General features: G+C 38.4%; 20 protein-coding genes. 11 read left to right on the forward strand and 9 right to left on the reverse strand.

Annotation, left to right across the window (positions count from 1 at the left end; genetic code table 11):
- The first annotated feature begins 178 nt into the window (after nucleotides 1-178).
- The 4 genes from H5158_RS00320 (at nucleotide 179) to H5158_RS00335 (ending at nucleotide 3,820) form a co-directional block, all read left to right on the forward strand.
- Nucleotides 179-349, forward strand: coding sequence for a hypothetical protein (locus tag H5158_RS00320; RefSeq protein ID WP_182739211.1), 171 nt, complete (start codon nucleotides 179-181; stop codon nucleotides 347-349).
- Nucleotides 350-1,465: 1,116 nt separating this feature from the next.
- Complete coding sequence (locus H5158_RS00325; protein WP_149980964.1) at nucleotides 1,466-1,873, forward strand: hypothetical protein; 408 nt, start codon at nucleotides 1,466-1,468, stop codon at nucleotides 1,871-1,873.
- A 266-nt stretch (nucleotides 1,874-2,139) separates the two neighbouring features.
- Nucleotides 2,140-2,478 (forward strand): methanolan biosynthesis protein EpsI, encoded by a 339-nt coding sequence (locus tag H5158_RS00330; protein WP_182739212.1) that lies wholly within the window; start codon nucleotides 2,140-2,142, stop codon nucleotides 2,476-2,478.
- A complete protein-coding gene (locus H5158_RS00335) occupies nucleotides 2,471-3,820 on the forward strand; it encodes an SPFH domain-containing protein (protein ID WP_149980966.1) in 1,350 nt (449 codons plus the stop codon). Before H5158_RS00330 ends, H5158_RS00335 begins: the two co-directional genes overlap by 8 nt.
- A gap of 92 nt (nucleotides 3,821-3,912) precedes the next feature.
- Here the strand turns inward: H5158_RS00335 and H5158_RS00340 are convergent, their stop codons facing one another.
- A complete protein-coding gene (locus tag H5158_RS00340; RefSeq protein ID WP_145233036.1) occupies nucleotides 3,913-4,158 on the reverse strand; it encodes a hypothetical protein in 246 nt (81 codons plus the stop codon).
- A 171-nt stretch (nucleotides 4,159-4,329) separates the two neighbouring features.
- Nucleotides 4,330-5,253, reverse strand: coding sequence for a DMT family transporter (locus H5158_RS00345; protein WP_182739213.1), 924 nt, complete (start codon nucleotides 5,251-5,253; stop codon nucleotides 4,330-4,332).
- Between the two features lie 91 nt (nucleotides 5,254-5,344).
- Here H5158_RS00345 and H5158_RS00350 point away from each other — a divergent pair, with 91 nt between their 5' ends.
- Both H5158_RS00350 and H5158_RS00355 read left to right on the forward strand, forming a co-directional pair.
- Nucleotides 5,345-6,238, forward strand: a complete 894-nt coding sequence (locus H5158_RS00350; protein ID WP_149980968.1) for a LysR family transcriptional regulator — start codon at nucleotides 5,345-5,347, stop codon at nucleotides 6,236-6,238.
- A 115-nt stretch (nucleotides 6,239-6,353) separates the two neighbouring features.
- Nucleotides 6,354-7,181: a phytanoyl-CoA dioxygenase family protein gene (locus tag H5158_RS00355; protein WP_182739214.1), complete on the forward strand. Its 828-nt coding sequence runs from the start codon at nucleotides 6,354-6,356 to the stop codon at nucleotides 7,179-7,181.
- A gap of 82 nt (nucleotides 7,182-7,263) precedes the next feature.
- Here H5158_RS00355 and H5158_RS00360 read toward each other — a convergent pair whose 3' ends face one another.
- From H5158_RS00360 to H5158_RS00375, 4 genes are all read right to left on the reverse strand, one after another.
- A complete protein-coding gene (locus tag H5158_RS00360; protein WP_182739215.1) occupies nucleotides 7,264-8,622 on the reverse strand; it encodes a GGDEF domain-containing protein in 1,359 nt (452 codons plus the stop codon).
- 296 nt (nucleotides 8,623-8,918) lie between these two features.
- Nucleotides 8,919-10,868: a methyl-accepting chemotaxis protein gene (locus tag H5158_RS00365; RefSeq protein WP_182739216.1), complete on the reverse strand. Its 1,950-nt coding sequence runs from the start codon at nucleotides 10,866-10,868 to the stop codon at nucleotides 8,919-8,921.
- 586 nt (nucleotides 10,869-11,454) lie between these two features.
- On the reverse strand, nucleotides 11,455-12,051 hold the full coding sequence (locus H5158_RS00370) for a LysE family translocator (RefSeq protein WP_182718885.1): 597 nt from the start codon (nucleotides 12,049-12,051) through the stop codon (nucleotides 11,455-11,457).
- 16 nt (nucleotides 12,052-12,067) lie between these two features.
- Nucleotides 12,068-12,889, reverse strand: coding sequence for an AraC family transcriptional regulator (locus H5158_RS00375; RefSeq protein WP_182739217.1), 822 nt, complete (start codon nucleotides 12,887-12,889; stop codon nucleotides 12,068-12,070).
- A gap of 461 nt (nucleotides 12,890-13,350) precedes the next feature.
- Here H5158_RS00375 and H5158_RS00380 point away from each other — a divergent pair, with 461 nt between their 5' ends.
- Nucleotides 13,351-13,758, forward strand: a complete 408-nt coding sequence (locus H5158_RS00380) for a hypothetical protein (RefSeq protein ID WP_182718887.1) — start codon at nucleotides 13,351-13,353, stop codon at nucleotides 13,756-13,758.
- 75 nt (nucleotides 13,759-13,833) lie between these two features.
- Here H5158_RS00380 and H5158_RS00385 read toward each other — a convergent pair whose 3' ends face one another.
- Entirely contained in the window at nucleotides 13,834-15,003 is a 1,170-nt protein-coding gene (locus H5158_RS00385; RefSeq protein WP_149980981.1) for an MFS transporter, read from the reverse strand.
- Between the two features lie 301 nt (nucleotides 15,004-15,304).
- On the opposite strand from H5158_RS00385, the gene H5158_RS00390 reads away from it, so the two are divergent.
- The 3 genes from H5158_RS00390 to H5158_RS00400 all read left to right on the forward strand — a co-directional run bounded on the left by H5158_RS00390 (nucleotide 15,305) and on the right by H5158_RS00400 (nucleotide 19,787).
- The gene (locus tag H5158_RS00390; protein WP_182718888.1) at nucleotides 15,305-16,249 is read left to right on the forward strand and encodes a Gfo/Idh/MocA family protein; all 945 of its coding nucleotides are present in this window, start codon (nucleotides 15,305-15,307) and stop codon (nucleotides 16,247-16,249) included.
- Between the two features lie 20 nt (nucleotides 16,250-16,269).
- Nucleotides 16,270-16,779, forward strand: coding sequence for a M23 family metallopeptidase (locus H5158_RS00395; protein ID WP_182718889.1), 510 nt, complete (start codon nucleotides 16,270-16,272; stop codon nucleotides 16,777-16,779).
- 86 nt (nucleotides 16,780-16,865) lie between these two features.
- On the forward strand, nucleotides 16,866-19,787 hold the full coding sequence (locus H5158_RS00400) for a UvrD-helicase domain-containing protein (protein ID WP_182739218.1): 2,922 nt from the start codon (nucleotides 16,866-16,868) through the stop codon (nucleotides 19,785-19,787).
- Nucleotides 19,788-19,832: 45 nt separating this feature from the next.
- Here H5158_RS00400 and H5158_RS00405 read toward each other — a convergent pair whose 3' ends face one another.
- On the reverse strand, nucleotides 19,833-20,780 hold the full coding sequence (locus tag H5158_RS00405; RefSeq protein ID WP_182718891.1) for a sodium-dependent bicarbonate transport family permease: 948 nt from the start codon (nucleotides 20,778-20,780) through the stop codon (nucleotides 19,833-19,835).
- A 130-nt stretch (nucleotides 20,781-20,910) separates the two neighbouring features.
- Between H5158_RS00405 and H5158_RS00410 the strand changes: the two genes are divergently transcribed.
- A complete protein-coding gene (locus H5158_RS00410; protein ID WP_182739219.1) occupies nucleotides 20,911-21,876 on the forward strand; it encodes a LysR family transcriptional regulator in 966 nt (321 codons plus the stop codon).
- A gap of 38 nt (nucleotides 21,877-21,914) precedes the next feature.
- Here the strand turns inward: H5158_RS00410 and H5158_RS00415 are convergent, their stop codons facing one another.
- Nucleotides 21,915-22,916, reverse strand: a complete 1,002-nt coding sequence (locus H5158_RS00415) for a LacI family DNA-binding transcriptional regulator (RefSeq protein ID WP_145233053.1) — start codon at nucleotides 22,914-22,916, stop codon at nucleotides 21,915-21,917.
- Between the last annotated feature and the right edge of the window lie 53 nt (nucleotides 22,917-22,969).

The raw sequence follows: 22,969 nt of genomic DNA on the forward strand, positions 1-22,969 counted from the left end.
ATTGCAAGAGGAGTGAAAATTAAAGTTAGTATCTATCAGAGTAAACAAAAATAGTTCGTAAAAAGTGAAAACCTTTAAAGGCTCATGACCAGAATACAACTATTTTTTTCAGACCAGATTTATGGGTCTTTTTTTCAAATAGACTATGTATAAGAGTTATTTTTTTAAAAGGTAAAAAATGGAAAATAAATTAGAAAGTATAGCTATGGTTAACACGCAAATGATGGGTGTTCTAACTCTATTGACTGATCACGATAGTTATAAAGATTTGGAAAGTAGTTCACTAGGAGCGCTTTTATATATGCTGCTTGAACAGAGTAGTTCAATTCATAAAGAGTTGAGAGGTTAATAGATAGGGGGCTGAGAAGCCCCTTCTTATTTTGTCACAGCCTAAATGGTGTGTATAAATATGTGTATAAATTATATTTGTTATTTTTATAAGATTAATTAAAACATATTCTTAGCTAGTTTTGATTATAATCGTGCCAATAAATAGTTGCTTGATTTTGCTCTTGATAAGCCATTTAAAAACCCTTTAAGTTAGCTTGAAGCGGTTGTAATACCGCCAAGTTACTAAATTCATGAATTATTTAGATTATGGCATACAGGCGAGGGAGTTTATAGGTTTGGATGATGAAATGATGGTAATCATACTATTCTCGGGTAGCTTGGCTTAAGTGTTGCGAAACCTAATTAATCATTAAAAGAAAAGCCTGCTTAAAAACTCATAACTATGAATACATTCAATTGTAGGTTGAGTTTTAGCCCGAAAAAATTTTACTGCGAGCTACAAGAGCATTATCGTAGGCGTTAAGCTTGCTGGCGTATTTTTTGGTCGAGAAAGCAAGGGCGAGTATCAGCGTTAAAGCTTTTATAAATCAGTGCTCTAAATTAAAAGCAATATTTAAATTGTTGTTGAGCTTTTTGGCCCTATAAGTAGGAGTGTGCTTTAGCCACGAATGTTTTTTACCTTTTTATCATGTTCTATACTTTAAAGCTTTCCTATTGCTCAGATGGAATTCATCATCAATTGCTTATTTTCAGATTGTTACGACTAGAAAGAGCTTAAAAGCATGTTTGCAGCTAATTTATATAATTGGGACTCGGCAATCAGAGGCTCGTTTAGCCAAGTTGAGGATTTCAACTTTGAAAATAACAAGAGAATTATTATTTTTATAATTAAGTTGCTGAAACTAAATATAAAGTCCACAACTTATCTTATATTCAATACTAATAGCGATTACGTACAAGTCCAGTAATATTTCATTGTCAGGCGTATATGAACAATTTAATGCCGTTAATAAATAGAATATCAGTTCGTTTATTAGACTAAAGTCTATAAGTTAATTTTCTTCACCTGTCGGGTTTAGTTTTATCGTTTGTCGAAATTGAGCCAACACTCTAAAGTTCAGTTGTCGGCAACCCAGACGATATGACACGACTCAAACCAAATAGGAATATAATCATGAAACGTTCACTAATCAAAACCATCGCACTTGGCTCATTATTTACTTGCTCAGCGGCTGTTATGGCTGATCAAAGTGATTACAAATTAATGATTATTGATAATGCGGCAGCGTCTCAGCCAGTAGAACAATCATTTAATAACTGTGCATTAAATGTGAAATCAAAAAATTATGCACAAGCAGATGAAATTTGTACCAAAGCAATTGCATTGCTAAAGCAAAGTAATGGTCCACGTATGAAAGTTCGCGAGCTAACATCATTTGCATTAAGCAACCGTGGTGTGTCACGTATGATGGCAAACAATGATACGGCTGGTCTTTCTGATTTATACGAAGCGGCACAAATCGCTGATAGCGAAATGGTTTCTCATAACCTGACGCGCGCTAAAGAATACCTTTCTTTATAATTGTTTTTATAAACGATTAAAGACAAAACCACGTTAGGCTAAGCCAACGTGGTTTTTTGTTTTTTAAAGTGTTTCTCTTCTGAGCCAACCGTAAAACTCACTTATATGTTATTACTTATACAATTAGAGAAATTATATTTCTTCTTGGTATTTTAAAACCTGCATTTTGTTCCTGTTACCTTGTATAATACTCGGCTTAACAGGTGTAAACCATTTTTACACTTATTACCAACCCCCCCAATATTAAAACAATATAAGTAGATTTTATGATTTTTTACCTTATTGGGATAACGATACTCATCATTATTTTGTGCGCTGCTTTGTATATAATTTACAGTAACATGCATAAAAATAGGATTAATAAATTTAAAGAATACAATGTGTTATTTGATAAAGACACGATTGTAGATGAGTTAATTACCCAGCTAACAGAAAAGAATAAAACCCAAGAAACCGAAAATGAAGTGCTTAAAAGCAAAGAAGATATTTTAACAACTTTCATCGAGTTGCATCGCTCTGGTAGTTTTTGCGGGCAACTAAGTGAGCAAGAAATTATTTACTTTGTTAAGAAAAAATTAGATATGGAGAGTAATAAAAATGGATAGTCAGCAAGCTGTAACCCCTCAAGGCAATAAAAGTTCTTTTATAAGTCGATTTGGTCGTCGTAATGTTATTTTAGTGAGTGCTATTTTTATAGTATTAGCTGTAATTGCTACGCTTATGTCGCAAGTTATTTCATGGAATGAAGCTGATGAACGTTTAGTTCATCAATCGGCATTTACGGGTAACTTAACTGTTATCGATCAGGCTGGACCTTATTTAAAAGCTTTTGGTTCTACATCTGCTTATAAAAAAGTTATTTCAATTAACTTTACTGGCGACAGTAGTGCTACAGCAAGCGCCATTGTGCCGCTAATTCCGATTCGATTTTTAGATACAACAACAGGCGGTGCAAGAGGGGTGTCGCGATTTAGGTTACCTGGTAATGTGCCTGCTGGTGAATCTGGTTCTTTACGTGGATTACTTAAGATCCATGAAGAGTTTGGTTCGCAAGAAACCTTGATCTCAAACTTATTAATGCGCGCTACCACTGAAAATGTAAAGGCATCTGCGCGGATGATGTCTGTAGAGCAGCATTATTCTGGTGGTAATGGTCAATTAAGCCAAGATTTTGCAGATCAACTTACTAATGGTATTTTTGTGACTGAACAAATTATTAGTAGCGGTGAACGTGATAAAACGGATGAGCTAAATAATTTGAGTAAACAGCAACGTGTCACGATCAATATCAAAAAGGATTCAGAAGGTAATGCATTACGTAATGCGCCTATTTTAGGTGCGTATGGTATTACAGTGGTTGACGCCAGTATTATTGATATTGACTATGAAAGTAAGGTTAATGCAAGACTTGAGGCACAAAAGCAAGCGGCTGCTGATGAAGCTTTAGCAAGACAGAATTTAAAAAAAGCTGAACAACAAGCCCGTACTGAAGTTGCTCTAGGTGAACAAGCGATTGCTAAACAGCGCGCAGAATCAGAAAAGTTAAAAATCAAAGAACAAATTGATGCTGAACGAGTAAAAGCGAATGCAATTATTTCTGCGCAGCAACGCGTAGCGGTGAAAGCTGAATTGGCTAAAGAGCAAGCAGAGATCTTAAAACAGCAGCGCTTAGAAGCGATGGGGATGGATGTACTTGCCGAAGCGCGTCAACGGGCTAAATCGGCAGCCCTTGATCCTAAGTATGTGTTTGATGAAACACTAAAAGCTGAAGTTAAAATTCAAACTGCTTTATTCACCAGTTTAGGTAATAGTCGTTTAGTGCCTGAAATTGTAATAGGTGCCGGGCAGGGCGAGCAAAGCAATGGCTCTGAGTTTATGCGCATACTTGCAGCGGATGCAGCATTGAGCTTACAAAAGCGTTTAGATAAAGATAAAAAAACAAAGTAGAACAGTAAATTGTATTTAATAGCCCTAGTCAACTAGGGCTTTTTTATGTGATTAGCCTTAGTAAACTATAGGCTAACGTATTGATTTAATATTTAAAACTTTGGACATAAAGCGTGATCAAAGCCTTTTTCAGTTAATAAAAAAGTCGCGCTTGGGGTAGCAAAAATATAGCCTTCGTAGTTAAGAAACGCAATTGTGCCTTTAACTGATTCGATTTGCTCTGCTGATGCACTTTCTATAATAGCTTTCGGATCTAAATTGACTGGTGTTGGAAACTGCTGATAAAGCTGCTTAAAAATTAAGGTGGCGATAGTTTTAAAGGTGTCGTTATTTTTCATTTTTTTGCTCTTTGGTGTTTATGTGTGCTGCTAATGCATTATTGTAACTCTTTCTATTTAAAGAGTAACTGCCACACTTACTTGTTTATCCTAAAATAATACGCGGTTAAATAGCGATAGAGTTGTAGGTAACCCATCGCTATATATCATGAGCTGGTGCTGTATTACTTGTTATTTACAAGGTTCAGGAATGCGTTTTGGGGTAACAATTCGTGGCAGTAATAAGCCGATGATCACAACAATAATGCCAATTAATTGTAGTTCTGTAATTGGTTGGCCCATCAAAAATGCTGTTAACATGGCAAATACCGGAACGAAGTTAAAAAATAACGACGCATTCGCTGAGCCAAGTTGGCGTATGCCATTCAGCCACAGAAGATAGCCGGCAACAGTTCCAAATAAGCCAATATAAATAACATCGAAAATACCTACCATTGAGCTATTACTGAGTTCGCTAAGCGGGTGTACATTGGCGGTCACTAAACACATTAAGCCAATGATTGTTGCACCACTTAGCATACTAACAAAAGTATAAGGCAATACAGGCATGTACTGATTGATACCTTGGCTAAAGTAAGTGTATGAACTCCAAGCTAACATACCTAAAAAGATCATTTTGTCGCCGGCATTGATTTGCATATTCAAAAGCACGGCTAAGTCGCCATTGGTGATAACTAATAATACACCTGATAGGCTAACGATTAAGCTAAAACATTGTGCTGCAGTAGGCATTGAGCGCTTTGCAACTGAGCTTATTAATGAGGTTGAAAGTGGGCTCAGCGCCATTATTAACGAGCCGTTTGCGGCACTGGTATGTTCCAGCCCGGTAAATAAACCTAGGTTTAAGCCACCTACGCCAACAGCACTAACAATAATCACCCAAGCCCATTGGTTGAACGTTAAACTCGGTTTTGCACTGTTAATTATTTTTAAGTAGATAGCCAAGCAGGTTGCGGCAATACTAAAGCGCCAAAATACTAAAGTCAGTGCGTGTACTTGATTTAATGCATGTTTACCAATAGGAAAACAACTTCCCCAAAAAAATGCACATAATAACAAGAGTAAAATAGCCTTTGTGTTGGCTGAGAAGTTCATCAGCAATCCAGAGATGTTGAAAAGTTGCGGCAAGTGTATTACTTTCCATAATGTGGATAAACAAGCAAAAATAAGAGGGTAGATTCCAAAAATGAAATATAGATATTCACTAGACGATTTACGCTATTTTTGTATTGTTGCCCATTTAAAAAGTTTTAAAGATGCTGCACTGGCTTTATCAGTGCCTTTATCAACATTGAGCCGTCGTATTCGACAACTTGAAGATGATTTACAGCTTAGATTGTTAAACCGTGATGCTCATCGCGTATCGCTGACCCATATGGGGGAGCTGTATTACCAACGTTCGAGTGCATTGTTTGCTGAGTTAGATGGCATTAATGATGATCTTCATATCGAGAAGAATCAACCGAAAGGTAAGATCATAATCAGTGCACCTATTAATGCCGGCTCGCAATTTTTAAGGGATATTTTTTATGATTTTTTACTGCAATATCCTGAGATCCAACTAGATATTAGGCTCTCGAATACTTTAATTGATATTGAAGCGCAAGCAATGGATGTGGTGTTTAGGGTGGGTAATACGGTGGTTGATAATTGGATTGCGAGGCCACTAAAAGATATTCACTTTATTTTGTGCAGTAATTCGCAGACGGTGGCCGACAGTGTTAAGCATCCCACTGATTTATGTGCAAAAAGCGCTGTGATTTGCCAGCCGATGTCTATTTGGCAATTAGTAAATAAACAAAATGATGACGCTTATGATTTTCAACCCAGTAAGGGCATTCGTTTAGAGCTTGATGAAATTCAAATGCTCACACACGCGGTTAAAAAAGGCTTGGGGATTGGTTATATTCCTGACTATTATGCATTACCAATGATAGCTCAAGGTGAGCTTCAGCATGTTTTGCCTGATTGGCAAAGCAAGGCACGCACTTTATTTATGTTATATCGGGATCGTGACCATATACCATTGCGCGTCAGATTATTCATCGAATATGTGCTAGCTAGATTTGAGCAAGGTTAGTATGCTTTTTTATTACTTTTCTGAACTGTTGGGCAAGTGAAATACAGCCTGTTTAGTTATTAATAGCGCCGGACTACAAATTTAAGTACCTGTATATTAAAAGGAGATATTAAATATGCAAACCAATTTAGTGGTTGAACGGTTTAAGCAGCAGGGTTTTGTAAAAATTAAACAAGTACTTAAACCAAGTGTAATCACAAAACTGCAGCACTTTTGTGATGAGCTGGTTGCTCAAGCACAGTCACACTATGTAGCCGGTTTACCATTGGATAATATTGCTGTTATGCAAACTGCAGATGAGCCTTTTGTTTATCGCGTTAATGAGCTTTTTCAATTTCAGCCACAATTTGCTCAACTGCTAGCGCAAACCGAACTAATGAGTTACGTTGAAGCGATTATCGGCGAAGCTGTTTTGCCTAGCTATGAGTCACTTGTGATAAAAAATTCATTAGATGCACGCGGATTTGATTGGCACCGCGATATGTCGGTGAGGACTCAAGAGCCTATTTTTACCGTGGGGGTGTATTTAGATGATGCAATAGCGCAGCAAGGGGCGTTAACAGTGATCCCGCAGTCTCATTGTAGCCAAGCAAGTGTGTGTGATTTAAAGCGCCAGCTATCCATTGCACAATTACAAAGTGTGGATATTACGGCCAATGCAGGTGATGTGGTAATTCACCATGTAAACACGGTTCATGCATCAGGAAGACAGAAAGGTTCAGCTATACGTAGAACGATCTATTTTGAGTTCAGAGCAGTATCACATTTTATTGATAATCCGTGCTTTCCTAGTGAGTGGATCGAAAAGCGTCAAGCGTTAATGGCTAACCTCAACGCGCTTAATTCAGCTGATATGCCTAATAATGTGCAGCTACCCAATGATTTGTATGTAACTCAAGTACGAATAGAGCCGGCGGAATATTGTATTGAGTTTGCCAGTTAACAGTATCAACATAGATATTTACATGTGTGTAAAGCCAGCCTAAATATATAAATTTGCTCTGAACTAATACAGCCAATACAAGTTAAGCGACTACGATACAATTACGACCTTGTGCTTTTGCCTCATAGAGTGCTTTATCTGCGCGATTAAAAATAACTGAACTCGAGTCATCTGCCTGATAACATGTTACCCCAAAGCTTGCGGTCACTTTAGGTAAGCTCACTTCATCTAATTCGCTAATATACACTCGTAATCGCTCTGCAAGTTGATGGGCTTGTTGCTTATCTTGTGTGGGGGAAATAATTGCAAACTCTTCGCCACCGATACGAAACAGCATATCCATGGTGCGTATTTGTGGCTGTAATTGTGTCGCAAGATGTTTTAATAACTTATCACCTATTTGATGGCCAAATTGGTCGTTAACTTGTTTAAAGTGATCAATATCCAATATTATTAAAGCAAATAGATATTCGCTTCGTGCTGCCATATTGATCTGGTTTTCTATTTGTTCTTCCCACTTGTGTCGGTTAAATACACCGGTTAAACGATCTTGGGTTGCTAATATTATTAATTGTTTTTCAATTTCCTCACGGCTAGTCATTTCCTGATTCAAACGTGATATAACAATTTTTATATCGTGTTCTAATGCTGCAAGCTCATCTTTAGTTTTGATCTTTTTTTGAAGTTCCAAAGGTAACTCATGGTGTTCAACAGAAGAGTTTAATGTTTCGATATTAGATTGGATGCGTTGAATACGACGTAAAATAATTTGAATAATAAAGGTCGTTAACAGCAAGCCGAGAATGATGGCGCATATACCAAGTAAGCTGCTGACAAATAGAAAGTCTTTTTCGTGCTGATCTGTGTAATACGCATCATCAGAGGTTAATTTATTTAATTGCGCTATTATTTGCTTTTCTGCACTTTCTAGCTCAGTTGCCATTGTTTCGACTTGCAACCGCGCTTGCTCAGTAAGTTGATTTTGTTGGTAAACATTTTCTAAATAGTTTTCGAACTCGTCACTTTTTTGCGTATAGTTTTCAATTGTGGTGGCCACTTTTTGATGTGCTTCAGGCTGTAATATGACTTCTTTTAATGCTAATGAGTGATTAATCATTGCTACCGCTTTATCGAGCAATTGTTTTATTTTTTGTTTTTCAAAAGCAAATTGTTGATGTGGGTTGAGCGGCTTATCATCAATTTTGTTTTTTAGTTGGAATTGCTCAAATTGCAGGTGTTGTTCAAGCTCTATGAATTCCACTTGTTGCATTAACTGACTTAACGGAATATCCAGAAAAGCCACTACGCGCATTTCACGCTCTATTTGATTTACTTTATAGGCCGAAAAAACAATAACACAAAACAAAAACGTTAATAAAAAAACAAATAATCCACCAATTTTTTGCTTTATTGACGCATTGTACCAGTTGAATACCGACATAAAGTTCCTCACTGCTTAATAGTCCCTCAAGTATAGTTTAAAAAGCGCGTAATCTAGCTTATTCAGTATGACCACAGCAAGCATTAATTATTCTGATCTGTTGATGATAAATCTATCTCTGGCTGGAGAGTAAAACGAATATTGATTTTTAATCAACATGTTATTAAATATTTAAACCAAAGCTCAAGCTAACTATATATTTGGTAAAGGGTTATGGAGCTCTACAAGTCATTTTGGCTGGCACTGTAACTGTGCGGTAATTAATCTTCACCAGACAGTTACATATAAAAATGACATTAAACAGTAAATTTAACGATCAATTGATTTAATTGCGTTGCTAAACGGGCGATATCCTCACTCGAACTCTTAGTTTGACTTGCTGCAACTGAGTTTTCTTGAGAAATAGTTTTCACATTGACAACATTTTGATTAATGCTTTCGGCGACAGAGCTTTGTTGCTCTGCGGCGCTGGCTATTTGTATATTCATGTCGTTTATGATTGAAATACTATTTGTAATTGACTCAAGTGCTGCACTGGCTTTTTCAGATTGAGTAACACATACTAAGGCATTTTCTTTACCTATACCCATTGTTGCCACTGTGCTATTTGTGCCAGTTTGTAGTTGTTTGATTATATTATGTATTTCACCCGTTGAATTTTGCGTTCTAGATGCTAGTGAACGAACTTCATCGGCAACAACTGCAAAGCCTCTACCTTGCTCACCAGCTCTGGCAGCTTCAATAGCAGCATTTAAGGCTAATAAGTTAGTTTGCTCGGCAATCGCTTTGATCACATCTAATATCGTGCTAATGCTCTCAACAGATTGTTGCACACCGCTTAACTCGGACGATGAATCATTAATATTACTTGAAAGTTTATTTATTGAGGAAATAGTTTCTTTGACAACTTGGTAACCCAATACGGCTTCGTTACTTGCAGTATTTGCTGCATCGGCTGCTTGAGCTGCGTTATTAGCTACATCACGCACAGTTATGGTCATCTCATTCATAGCGGTTGCAACCATATCTGTTTCAGATTCTTGATTGCGGATCCCTTGCGAGGTTTGATCTGTTACCGCAGCAAGCTCTTGTGAAGCAGACTCAAGCTCTTTACTTGCATTTGTAATTGTAGAGATCATTGTTTTTAAATTATTTGCTGTATTGCTAATAGCATTAAGTAACAGGCCTGTTTCGTCGTTTGCAGTGTTTTGTATATTTATATTAAGTTGACCTTTTGCTAGCTGATTTGCAGCTGCTACTGCTTCATGAATTGGCTTGGTAATAATACGGGATAACATCATTGCAGCCGCAATACCGATAACGATAGCAAGCATCGATATTGATAATAAAAAATAGAAGCTATAACTAATCGCCTCTTTTAATTCAGTGCCAAGAGCGGTTTGCTTACTCAGCATTTCCAACTTAATGTCTTCAATTAGATTCGCGACTTTTGGGCCAATCATATCTAAGGTATTTTGTGAAATATCGTTCTGCTTAATTAACTGCTCATTAAGTTCTTTAAGGTGATTAATATATGAGTTATAGCTTTGCATCGCTTTTTTAAGAGATGCTCTTCTTTGCGGATTTTGTAGATTGCTATCGAGCGTGTCTAACTCGCCTTTTAGATCGTTGACTAAAAAGTTCATTGCAGCTTGGTAGTCTTTGTTGTTAACCGACCCAATAAACTTAAGTACAAAAATACGGCCAGTTAGCATTGAACTTAGTGCACTTGCGCCCTGATACGAAGAGGTCAGGCTGTTATCAGTAAACGCCGTGTCGGTAATTGAATCTAATTCACGGCGCACATCTTCACCGTATTGACTGAGGGCAGGTATACGTTTTTTTTGTATATCATCCATTAATACTACAACGCTCTCAAACGCCTGATTATATTCTTTTATCAACTGTAATATTTGGTCAATTACAGCATTCATTTTGGGGTCGCTGATATCGTTTTTACTATCTGTAGTAAATTGCATTGTGGCATTAAAGCGCTCTTTAAAGCTTTTTACTGACTCGGAATCCTTATTGCGCAGAAATTTAGAGGCTGACATTCGCATCATCAGCATATTGGCCTGAATTCTACCTGCTAGAGTAGTGACTTGCGTTATTTTTTGGTATTCACCTGTTTCTGAACTGGCTTTTTGTAATGCTGCCATGCTGATGCCAACGACGACTAACAACAAACAAAGTACAGTTGCAAAGCCAACACCTATTTTTTTCCCTAAGTTTAAATTTTTGAACATTGATAATCACACCTTCTAGTTGGGGTTAAGCATATTATATTCTTAACAGTGAAGACTGGGACGCTGTTAAGAACACAATATGAACCATTAATATAATTTGAACTGTGGATAATAAATCTATTTCCAGCAGCTATTTCCAGCAGCTATTTCCAGCGTTCGATTTATTTAATAATCAAATACTTATATCTTAAATTCGTTTTATTATCACTGGAAGTCTATGGATGGAAAGGTGAAATATAAGTTTATAAAATAAGAACAAACTGTTAGTTAAAATGTTAACCAGAGTTCAGGTTGATATAGAAAAACTAATTTCCTTTGTAGATTAGCAGAGGAGCTAAAGTAATCATATAGTATTATATTACATTTATATGGTTTTTAATAACCGTTATGCTTACTCTTAAAGGTGTAGTTGCAAGGTTGTAGTGTTAAAAATGTGAAATTATCAGAAAGTAATCTTCAAGATGTTATTTTTAACAGCTAGAATTCAGTGGTGCGTTCATCAAAAGGTTTAGATTAAGCAGGTAGAGATTCAAGCAGGATAGTTAACTGTTTACTTCACTCATACTGAGTGAAGTAATAATCATAATTACTGTACTAATACGTGTGTGAGGGCTATATCAATGGCAACCACGACCAGCAAAACAGCCATGACTAAGTTAATTATTTTAAAGTATTTTGAGTTTGTCATATGTTTACCAATAGCATGGCCAGCTAATGAGTAACTCGCAGGAGCGCCAAACGCTAGTAATGCGAGGATACATGACCAAACGATGACTGCCATGCCTGATATATCCGCTGCTGGAAATTGAATGGTGGTGATGGGTAATGTCGCAGCCAGTGCTTTGGGATTAAGTAGCTGCATCCATAAGCCGTTACTAAATGACAGCGATTTTGTAGTGGTTTTTTGATTGTTAAAATTGACCTGTGTTTTAGCAATTCTAACCGCGATATATAGTATATATAAACAACCTGCAAAGCTTAAAACTGGTAATATTTTCGCCGGGATCAACTCTATACCCACATAGCCTAGTAATATAAATAAGATTAGCATCGCGGTGGCTACACCTGAGAAAAAGCCTAAATGTGCCGTGGTTTTATTATTGATGCCACTTTGTAAACCGAGCAGATTGATGGGTCCAGGGGTGTACATTATACCTATTGCATAAGCGAATATTTCTAACATTTTGATCCCTTATTGTTTAGAGCGAAAGTTGTAATTGGTATTGTTTAGGAGTTAAACCATAAATACGCTTGAAATGGCGATTTAAATGGCTGTTATCGGCAAAGCCCGAATCTAATGCGACCTGAGATGCTCGTGCGCCTGATTCGATATATTTTCGGGCCATATTTATCCGACAGTTCACCACATATTGATAAGGCGTTAGGCCAAACTGCTTATTAAACAGCCTAATGAAATGATATTTCGACATAGTAGCGACACCAGCGATATCATCAATTGAGATGTCATGACCTAAGTTCGCCATAATGTAGTCTTTTGCTTTAAGTAATAAAGTGTCTTTTCTTGAACTGAGCCCCAGCGGCTCTATGGCGCAGCCTGTCTGTTTGATGATTGAATGAGCAATATTAAACAGCGTGTTTTCGGTATCAATGGTTGTGTAATTGTTACCACTGATAAGTTGTTTGAGCGCTAAAATCTGCTGTGCTAATTGTGGGTCTGCCAGCAAAGGTGTAGCGACTCTTGGCGTTGCATGTTTGGTGTAACCCAATGCTTTAAACATTGGTTCAAATTCATTTGGGTGTACATAGAGCATAACGTATTCAAGATGTTCTGTTAAACCTGAGTGACCATCGTGAACGTCTTCTGGGTTAAATACTATTACTCCGCCAGTTGGACTTTTGTAAAAGGCTCTTTGACTAAAAAAATCTTGCCGACCTTTTAAGGTAACACCCAGTGAGTACTCTTCATGGGCATGTTTTGAGTAGCTAAAGTCGGTCATCTTCGCATCAAGCAAAGTAAACTGGTTTAATGTTTTATCGTTGATGTACTGAAATTGATTCATTTGCTTCGCACTCTTCGCTAATCACCTATTGCTTGAGTATAAGCAGATTGAAATATAAAAACTTGAACAAAATTGCGCGATTTAGCTATTCAAGCAGCTATAGTATATCTATTAAAAATATGGGCATTCTTGCTGATCAAATAGCTCACTAATTGCGTTAAAGTAAATTCATGGAGGCAAAAGGTAGAGCAATGCAAGAGCAATTGCAGAGAACAACTATACGTCATAATTTTTGCCCTGTTATTGAGTTATTTTCGTGAAGCTATAAGGTCAATAATTTAATGCAATTAATATTAACAGAGCGAGGAAGCTGTTTTATTAGACTAAAGTCTATAAGTTAATTTTCTTCACCTATTAGGTTTATTTTTATCGTTTGTTGAAATTGAGCTAACACTCTAAAGTTCAATTGTAGGCACCAGATACGACACGATTTAGGCAAATAATCAAATAGGAATATAATCATGAAACGTACACTTATCAAAACTATTGCTCTTAGCTCACTATTAACATGTTCAGCTGTTGCTCTGGCTGATCAAAGTGATTACAAATTAATGGTTATTGAGACAGCAACAGCGCCACAGCCAGTTGAACAATCATTTAATAATTGCGCACTAAACGTTAAATCAAAAAATTACGCGCAAGCAGAAACTATTTGTACTAAAGCGATTGCGTTGCTAAAACAAAGCGAAGGCCCAAAAATGAAATTACGTGAATTAACATCGTTTGCATTAAGTAATCGCGGTGTATCACGTATGATGGCTAAAAATGATACCGCTGGTCTTTCAGATTTATATGAAGCTGCACAAATGGCTGATAGCGCGATGGTATCGCATAACCTTACTCGTGCTAAAGAATACCTATCGTTATAAATTAGGCCTTATTACTTGAATTAAAGCCCCATACTGTTAACTCAGCATGGGGTTTTTGCGTTATTAGGCTATGGCTTATCCTGCCACAGGGGTATTGTCAGTGGAGATGCCTTTAAGGCTTTTGATCAGCATATAAATACAGGTGGTGAATAAACAACCGCCTAAATACAACATAATGCCGTTAGCTGAAGCAAATAAGTTGGCAGCAAGCAAAGGCCCAAAGACCGAGCCAAAGCTGTAACTCAGTAACATAATTTCCGTTGCTGAGACTATTTTTTCGATTGGCAATGCGTCACAGGCTAAGGTGATGGCAATGGGGTAGAGTGCAAAACTTGCAGCCCCTAAAATAAAGTAACTGGCCATCAATACGTTGAAGTGTACAGCTTGCATAATACCAACTACACCCATCGCGCCAAATAAACAAAATAATGCCATTAATAAGCTTTTTGCCATTCGTGTTGATAAATAACTCACCAACGGCTGTACTAACATACCGCCTAAAATAATCACCGCCATCAAGGTGCCAGTAAAAGCGGCCTGCTCACTTTGGGCAGCGATATATACTGGCATTAAACCGTATATTGGGCCAAGTACTAATCCTGATACCAAACAGCCTAAAATTGCTGGGCGACTGAGCTTTTTTAACTCAGTTAATTGTAGCTTTTGCGAGTGCTGACTTTGCGGTTGCCCTGATTTAATCAGCAGCGGTGCTAACATCGCTAAAAATAATAGAGCAATAACAAACAAATAGGGGAGTGGGCCACTGGTGCCAAGCGGATCGATAGCTAGTTGGCCAACGGCGCTGCCACCGTACAGGGATGTCATATACAGGCCTAATCGTTTAGCTCGTGCTTTGGCAGTGTCAGTCATTAGTAACCAAGATTCAACCACCACAAATACCCCAGCTACGGCGATACCAGCTACAAAGCGGGCTAAAAGCCACACGTTGGCATTAGGTAAAATAAGCTGTGCTGCAACACTGAAAATTAATAACCCCAGAAATGCCAGAAAAGCATGACGGTGGCCTACTCTTGCAACAATACGCTCAATAAAAAAAGCACCAATTAATAAGCCAAGATAAAAGACACTAGCTAACCAAGAGGCAAGTTCATTATCAAGCCCAAAGGCGCTCAATGATAAAGGAATTAGACTCATTAAAAAGCCTGAGGCAATAGCAAAAAAAGACAAACCAATAACAGGTGCAAGTGGGTTATTTGGTTTATGACCGGCAGCGAGCTCAACCATTAAAGAATCCGATTTAAAGGGCATAAATAATTGCGTTGGAGTGTTTTAATAGCTGGCAATTATTTTTGGTTGGTTAATTTTGCGGCGAATTTAATCCGATTTTGAACACAAGTAAAGTTATATTTGAATATTTACTCAACATTTTATTTAGAACACTTAGTTAGGTAAATAAACCGGTTATTTACGTCATTTTGGTATCATTTTTTTAGCGAAATTGTTTAAAATTTGTAGTTGTTTTATCAATCTAAATAATAACTTGGTATGCTGTGTTTTTATTTTTCATCAAGAGGCAGTAGTAAAAATGAACCAGCTAACAATCGCTTTAGTCGGGCTTGGGGATATAGCACAAAAAGCATATTTACCTATTGCCACGCAACATGCACAGATCGATCCTATTTTTTGTACACGAAACCTGACAACATTAACGCAGTTAGCGAAGCAGTATCGGGTTCAAAAGTGCTTTACAGATTACCAAGCGGTACTGGCGTGTAAGCCCGATGGGGTGATGATCCACACTAATACTGAGTCTCATTTTACGTTTGCGAAGCAGGCACTTGAACAAAAAATCGCTACGTTTGTGGATAAGCCATTAGCGTATAGTTTTAGTGAGGTAAGTGAACTTATTGCGTTAGCAACTAAACATAACACGCCATTATTTTTAGGTTTTAATCGTCGCTTTTTACCAATTATGGCCGATATTGCAAAGCCACAAATACGCCATCTTAAATGGCAAAAAAACCGCTTAAATTTACCAGCACAGCCGCGCACTTTTATTTTTGATGACTTCATCCATGTGGTTGATAGTTTATGCCATTTTGCAAATGTAGAGCGTTTTGATCAACTTAACCAGTTACAGGTGTTTTCACAGCTAGATCCACAAGGCTTATTGGCAGCAATACATGTTAGTTTTGAGTTTCAGGGGCGGTTATTTCAAGGCGCTATGGATAGATTAAGTGGCTGTAATGAAGAAGTGGTTGAAATAACCGGTTTGAATGAAAAGTGGCGGTTTGAATCGCTAACCAATATGACCTCTATGGTCAATGGAATACAGCAGAGCGCGATGCAAAATGATTGGCAAGCAACACTATATAAACGGGGCTTTGAGTCAATGCTAGAGGCATGGCTAACGGCGGTTACAACGCAGCAGGTAGACCAATTACAGCTTAAAAAAGATAGTTTAACACATGAGTTGTGTGAGTGGCTGGTTGCACACGTATCAAACAATAATGAACTATTTCACTGTTAAACTATTTCAAGGAAGCTGTAATGAAAGTGATGAAGTACATGGGACTAACATTCTTGACAGTCCTTGTTATTGGGCTGCTCATACCTGAAAAAATAGTGATCCCAGTCAAAGGTGCAACAGCAAATGATTGGCATCATAATACCTTTTGGTATGGCCCTTGGGGTAAATCAGGTGTACACAAAGGGATAGATATTTTTGGCAAAAAACACACGGCAGTGGTTGCTTCGGTAAGTGGTGTGGTGCTGTATTCAGGTGAGCTAAAGCGCGGTGGTAAAGTGGTGGCATTACTTGGGCCTAAGTGGCGACTGCATTACTTTGCCCACTTAGAAAGTTATTCGGTAAGTGCAGGAGACTATGTTGCAGTCAGTGAGCTGATTGGTAGCTTAGGAGACACGGGGAATGCGGCAGGTAAACAACCTCACGTACATTACTCTATTTTATCGCTACTGCCGTACCCATGGTTAATGACCGCGCAAAGCCAAGGCTGGAAGAAAATGTTCTTTTTAAATCCAGATGAAAAACTACGCTAAAATAATTGCCGTTATTTTCACACTTATCCAGCTGATTAACTTAAAATACCGGTAATTCACTCTTTTTATTTAGGAATTCAGCAGTAATGAATTCTATTGCAGTTAGCCTGTTTGGCAGGATGTTTTCTAATAAAGCCATGTTGGCGTTTGATCACCATATGTTGACTATTCTCCAAGGTAACTCAACTAGACAAATAAGTTGGAGTGATTTGGAGGCACCGCCGTCGTTTGCTTTCGGCTTGTTTGGTCAAACGATTTCTTTTGTTACGGCACAACAAAATCATACATTTTCGCTGCTGGCATATGGTGCTCACCGTAAATTTAAAACTGAATTTGAACGCTATTGGGTGAACGCTAATGAAGCTAAGCTTGACACTTTTCTTAATAAAATAACAAAACTGGTCAAGCAGCGATATTTACGCCAGTCTTATGTTAGTCGTATTCAGCGGTTGGCACAGCAAGAGCATGATCGTTGGTTGCCGTGGATAAAAATCAGCCCCGCATTTGTTTTAGTGGATAAAAAAATAAACGTATTAGAGCAATATGCAAACTGGGATGCTGCACTTACCCAGTATCTACAACAAAAATACGTTACTAAGCAACTTAACCTACACCACGCTTTTTTTGACCGTGTTGAAGCAAATCCATTAACACTAGGTCAAAGACGTGCTTGTGTGATTGATGACGATAATAACTTGTTATTGGCTGGCGCAGGCACCGGTAAAACCAGTGTTATGATTGGCAGGGCTGGGTTTTTAGTGCAAAGTCAGCAGGCAAGTTACAGTGATATTTTATTGCTGGCCTATGGTCGCAAAGCTGCTGATGAAATGGATCAACGGATCGAAAATAAGCTCGCCACCGATAAAATAAAAGCCGCTACTTTTCATAGTGTCGGACTGGCGATTATCTCACAAGTTGAACGTGCTAAACCGACTATGAGTGTATTTGCAGAAGACGAAAAAGCGAAAGCAAAATGGGTGCAGCAGTGCTTTGAATCATTGATTGAAAACAGTGCCGAGTATCGTCATCTGGTTTTAGATTATTTTAGTAAATACTATTATGTTGAAAAAAATGAATTTGATTTTAAAACATTGGGTGACTATTACAGCTACTTAAATGATAACGATATCCGTAGCCTAAAAGGCGACAAGGTAAAAAGCTTTGGTGAGTTATATATAGCTAATTGGCTGTTTTATCACGGCATAGATTATCAATACGAAGCGCCTTATAAAGTTGACGTAAAAACCATTGAACGCAGACAGTACAAGCCTGATTTTTATTTACCTGAGTACGATATTTACATTGAATATTACGGCATCGATGACGCTGGCAATACTGCGCCTTACATTGATAAAGCGCAATACCATAGCGAAATTGATTGGAAAAATACCACTCATGCCAGTAATAACACTCACTGTATAGCTTTGACTTATGGGCAACATAAACAAGGTAAGCTGTTAAACGAACTTGAACAAGCGCTTTTAAGTGCGAGCGTGAAAACACAGATATTGCCCTTAGAATCACTGCTCGAAAGCTTAAAAGAAACTGGCAGGATCACCGTATTAGCTGCGTTATTTAGTCAATTGCTGAGTTTATATAAGGCGGCTTATTTAACTGATGCTGATGAAGTTGATGTCATTAAACGCTCCCTTGACGCCAAACAAACAACCCAAGCGTTGGCGCTATTAAAACCAATTTTATCTAACTACAACGCTCACTTGCAGCAGCGCGGTGAAATTGACTTTGATGATATGATTATCAAGGCAATCGAGTATGTTGAGTCGGGCAAGTTTAAATCGCCTTGGCGTTATATTATGGTTGATGAATTTCAAGATATATCACAGCCAAGAGCACGATTGGTTAAAGCACTTCGCGATAGCAACAAAGGTAGTTCAGCATTTGCAGTGGGTGACGATTGGCAAGCAATTTACCGATTCAGCGGCGCTGATATTAAGTTGACCACTGAGTTTGCAACGTATTTTGGCTTTACTACGCAAACGGCGCTGGATCTTACGTTTCGTTTTAATAATAAAATTGGTGAAGTTGCCTCAGCATTTATTAGAAAAAATCCCGCGCAGCTTGATAAAACGATTACTTCTTTAACTCAGGTTTCACATCCTAGTGTGTCGTTATTAAGGCGCAGTAGTAATGCGTCTATTGGTTATAAAAATAGTTATTACAGTGACATTCCTGAACTATTAAATGGTGCGATTGATGACATACTCTGCACAATACACAGCAAGGCATGTAAACCCACAACCGTGTATTTTTTAGCGCGATTTTGGTTTCAGCTACCAACAAATACGGATATTAAAACCATGAGTGTTAAATATCCGTTGTTAAAAATTCAGTCGCAGTCTTTTCACGCCTCAAAAGGTAAAGAAGCCGATCATGTTATTATTATCGGATTACAAAAGGGTAAACATGGTTTTCCATCTGAAAAAGTTGCGCCCGCAATTATCGAAGCTTTATTACCAGCGCCAGAAAACTTCGCTTACGCACAAGAGCGACGGTTATTTTACGTTGCACTAACGCGCGCAAAACACCGCGCCTACATCATTGCTGATATGACCAATAGCAGTTGTTTTGTCTCGGAGTTAATTGCTGAACATGACATAGAACTGGATGAATTTACTAGTGATGTTGATCAATTACATATCGCAGATATAAACTGTATGCGCTGTGATAGCGGGGTATTAAAAAAACACAATGGTCGTTTTGGGCCATTCTACGGCTGTTCGTTATTTCCACGTTGTGAGCATAAAGAAAAATCGTGCGAGCAGTGCCAAAGCCCAATGACTCGCAGTCGCTATACAGGGTTTAAATTATGTATAAATACAGCCTGTAACCATCTAGTGCCAACGTGTGATAAATGCGGTGCTGAAATGGTATTACGCAATAGCGCAAAAGGGCAGTTTTGGGGATGCAAAAATTATAAAGGTAATGATCCACTTAGCTGTAAAAATGGCAAAGACAGTAAGTCAATTCAATGGCCCGAGCTTGCTTAACCTATAGATAGATAAGGGCTAAATAGCCCTTATCTATTGTTTAATTTATTGCATCGCAACAGCAAGTTGATGATACAAACCGATACCGATAAGTACGTTAAATGGGAAAGTGATGCCTAGTGAACTGAGCATAGCCAGACCTATATCGGCTTTGGGGATTGCGGCTTTTATAGCGGCAGGCGCTGCAATATAAGATGCGCTGGCCACTAAACTCCCCAAGATAACGATTGAGCCTAACTCAAGCGCTAATAAAGTGCCGACACTGACTCCAATCGCGCCTAATATTAATGGACTGATTATAGCAAATAGTGTCAGTTTCCAGTGATGCCAAGGTATAGGGCGTAATGTTTGCGCTGCCGTTAAACCCATTTCGAGTAAAAATAATGCAAGCACGACTTTAAAACTATTGGTTAATAATCCAGTTACTTGGCTGCCTTGCTGTGTGCCATACATCATACCAATAACAACACCGCCTACGAGGAGAATAACGCTCTTATTGGTTAAGGTTTCATGCCAGAGTGCTTTAAGCGATAAGGTATTATCGGCACTATGTTGTTTATCAAGTCGTCGATAAATTAACAGCCCTACGATAATCGCGGGAAGCTCTAGCATCACTAAATACAGGGTTACTTCAGCACCTACTGCTAGCTGCGCCGATTCAGCATAAGCGAGGGCGACTGCAAATGTCCCCGCGCTTACGGAGCCATAATGGGCGGCGATACTTGCGCTGTTCGCTACCGAAAGTTTTATCACATATTTTAAAATAGGGTAGAGCATTAAAGGTATAAATGCGCCAAGCAGCATCACCGAGCCCATTTCTGGCAATAATTGCCAACTAAGATTGCCGTGTAATACCATGCCGCCTTTTAAGCCTATGGTCAGCATCAGCAGCAAACTTAAGGTCTCGTAAGTTGCTTTTGGAATAACGAGATCAGAACGTAAAATCCCCGCAACTAAACCCAAAACAAAAAACATTACAACAATATCTGGCACACCTTTCTCCTATTAATTTAAAGTCGCGCTATTGTAGATAAAATCATACATTGTAAATAATAAAATGATTGGTAGTTAGTTATAGGTTATTATCTATGGGTTGATTAATACCAAAGGGGATGTGATAGCGATGGATTTAAGACATATTTCTTTTCGGCTGCTTGAAGTGTTTATGAGTGTAGTAAAAACCGGCTCGATCAGTGAAACCGCAAGGCGTTTACACTTAACTCAGCCAACGGTGTCGCTGCAAATTAAACGTTTACAAGAGGCTGTAGATGAGCCGCTGGTGATTATACAGCAACAAAAACTGCATGTCACAGAAGCCGGGCATGAGTTATTTAGGACTTGCCAACGAGTGTTTGGCCACTTTGATGATTACAACGATTTTTTAGCTGAACTCAAAGGGGGCGAGCGCGGGCGATGTAAAATCGCCATGGTGAATACCGCACAATATATTTTGCCAAAATTACTCGGGCCCTATAGTAATTTGCATCCTCATGTTGAGTTGCCTCTTGAGATTGGCAATAGAGCAGAGGTGTTAGCGCGCTTTGAACGCGGTGAAGATGATATTTATGTATTTAGCCATCCACCGTCACTTGAACATGCAAAAGCGGCACGCTTTTTAAAAAACCCGCTTGAGTTTATTGTGCCTACTGATCATCCATTAGCTAATCAACAACACGTTGCACTTTCTGAGCTAGTGAAATACCGCTTTTTATTAAGAGAGCCTGGCTCTGCAACTCGGATGTTATTTGAGAGCGAACTGCAAAGACGCGGTTTAGTACTGAGTAACAGCGTGCAAATGGCAAGTAATGAGGCTATTCGCGTTGCAGTATCATCAGGAATGGGAATTGGTGTGCTGTCTCGCCATGTGTTGCCAATAGGAGATCATGGCTTCAAAGTATTAACTGTAAGTGATGCAAGCTTAGCAAGTCATTGGTACTTTGTGATCCGCACTGATCGGCATATTGCTCATGCTGCGCGTAGTTTTTTAACATTTGCCCAAGACCACCTTGAACAATACTTAGATGGCCGATGGGTACGTAATGAATTGCATGGGCTGAATCTAAGTTTAGCTGATCAGCAAATTCGTTAGTTGAAAATTCAACCTAGTGAACGAATGATTTTACCGCATTAATTAATATCTGGCGTGGAGTCTCTTAAAACGAGAGTCGGCTGGAATACACGATTAATTGTAATGCCAGGGCGTTTGTAAATGTCTTTAAGTACAAGGTTAGCCGCCATTCTGCCCATCTCTGGGACTGGGTTATCTATGGTTGTTAGAGTTGGGTAAAGGTAATTGGTGAAAATCACGTTATCGTAGCCCATAATGGCGAGATCTTTCGGTAAATTAAAACCGTGTTCTCTGGCGAACTTCATCGCACCTGAGGCCATTTCATCATTGGCACAGACAATTGCGCTAAATTGCGCTTTATTTTCAATAAAATGTTTTAAGCCATCATTGCCGCCGGTTTCTTTAAAGTCGCCAATGTAAAAAAGGCTTTCATCAAAGGCTATATTGTATTCAGCAAGCGCTTTTTTATGTCCTACGAGTCGGTCTGACGCATCAACTTTAAATTGTGGACCCGCAATATAAGCAATATTTTTGTGACCTTTATTGATCATCGTTTTAGTGGCAAGATAACCGCCCAGAACGTTATCAAGACTAATACAGTTGTCTTTAATTTCCTCAACATAACGGCTCATTAAATAAATGGGGATTTTTCCCTTACTAAGTTCAATTAGATATTCGTCCGATACTATTTCCACATGGGCAATTATGGCATCACAGTTACGACTGATTAAAAATTCAAAGCCATTTTTCTCTTTGTCTTCGTCACTGTGCCCTGCGGTAATAATAACATGCTTACCTGCGGCACGAAGTTGCTGCTCTATCGCCGACATCATTTGGCCAAAGAATGGGCCGTCTAGTTCAGAGACTAAAACACCAACACTACTGGTACGACTCGATGCTAAAGAACGGGCAATAGAACTGGGTTGATAGCCAAGTTGCTGCATTGCTTCGAGCACTTTTTTCTTGGTTTTTTTACTTACATAATCATTGTCGTTCAGAACCCTTGATACCGTAGAGAGAGAGACACCTGCAAGTTCTGATACTTGATAAATTGTAGCCATTAATTTCCTAGCGTGATTATTCGCACTTTATAAAAACGTATTGATAATGAAAT

Source organism: Pseudoalteromonas sp. SR45-6 (assembly GCF_014163545.1).
Taxonomy (GTDB): domain Bacteria; phylum Pseudomonadota; class Gammaproteobacteria; order Enterobacterales; family Alteromonadaceae; genus Pseudoalteromonas; species Pseudoalteromonas rhizosphaerae.

Excerpts from the sequence above, each read along its gene's own strand:
- H5158_RS00375 (WP_182739217.1), bottom strand. The coding sequence starts at position 12,889 with ATGAATCAATTTCAGTACATCAACGATAAAACATTAAACCAGTTTACT.
- H5158_RS00390 (WP_182718888.1), top strand. The coding sequence starts at position 15,305 with ATGAACCAGCTAACAATCGCTTTAGTCGGGCTTGGGGATATAGCACAA.
- H5158_RS00365 (WP_182739216.1), bottom strand. The coding sequence starts at position 10,868 with ATGTTCAAAAATTTAAACTTAGGGAAAAAAATAGGTGTTGGCTTTGCA.
- H5158_RS00350 (WP_149980968.1), top strand. The coding sequence starts at position 5,345 with ATGAAATATAGATATTCACTAGACGATTTACGCTATTTTTGTATTGTT.
- H5158_RS00370 (WP_182718885.1), bottom strand. The coding sequence starts at position 12,051 with ATGTTAGAAATATTCGCTTATGCAATAGGTATAATGTACACCCCTGGA.
- H5158_RS00335 (WP_149980966.1), top strand. The coding sequence starts at position 2,471 with ATGGATAGTCAGCAAGCTGTAACCCCTCAAGGCAATAAAAGTTCTTTT.
- H5158_RS00360 (WP_182739215.1), bottom strand. The coding sequence starts at position 8,622 with ATGTCGGTATTCAACTGGTACAATGCGTCAATAAAGCAAAAAATTGGT.
- H5158_RS00320 (WP_182739211.1), top strand. The coding sequence starts at position 179 with ATGGAAAATAAATTAGAAAGTATAGCTATGGTTAACACGCAAATGATG.
- H5158_RS00385 (WP_149980981.1), bottom strand. The coding sequence starts at position 15,003 with ATGGTTGAGCTCGCTGCCGGTCATAAACCAAATAACCCACTTGCACCT.
- H5158_RS00410 (WP_182739219.1), top strand. The coding sequence starts at position 20,911 with ATGGATTTAAGACATATTTCTTTTCGGCTGCTTGAAGTGTTTATGAGT.
- H5158_RS00400 (WP_182739218.1), top strand. The coding sequence starts at position 16,866 with ATGAATTCTATTGCAGTTAGCCTGTTTGGCAGGATGTTTTCTAATAAA.
- H5158_RS00330 (WP_182739212.1), top strand. The coding sequence starts at position 2,140 with ATGATTTTTTACCTTATTGGGATAACGATACTCATCATTATTTTGTGC.
- H5158_RS00345 (WP_182739213.1), bottom strand. The coding sequence starts at position 5,253 with ATGAACTTCTCAGCCAACACAAAGGCTATTTTACTCTTGTTATTATGT.
- H5158_RS00415 (WP_145233053.1), bottom strand. The coding sequence starts at position 22,916 with ATGGCTACAATTTATCAAGTATCAGAACTTGCAGGTGTCTCTCTCTCT.
- H5158_RS00395 (WP_182718889.1), top strand. The coding sequence starts at position 16,270 with ATGAAAGTGATGAAGTACATGGGACTAACATTCTTGACAGTCCTTGTT.
- H5158_RS00325 (WP_149980964.1), top strand. The coding sequence starts at position 1,466 with ATGAAACGTTCACTAATCAAAACCATCGCACTTGGCTCATTATTTACT.
- H5158_RS00355 (WP_182739214.1), top strand. The coding sequence starts at position 6,354 with ATGCAAACCAATTTAGTGGTTGAACGGTTTAAGCAGCAGGGTTTTGTA.
- H5158_RS00340 (WP_145233036.1), bottom strand. The coding sequence starts at position 4,158 with ATGAAAAATAACGACACCTTTAAAACTATCGCCACCTTAATTTTTAAG.
- H5158_RS00380 (WP_182718887.1), top strand. The coding sequence starts at position 13,351 with ATGAAACGTACACTTATCAAAACTATTGCTCTTAGCTCACTATTAACA.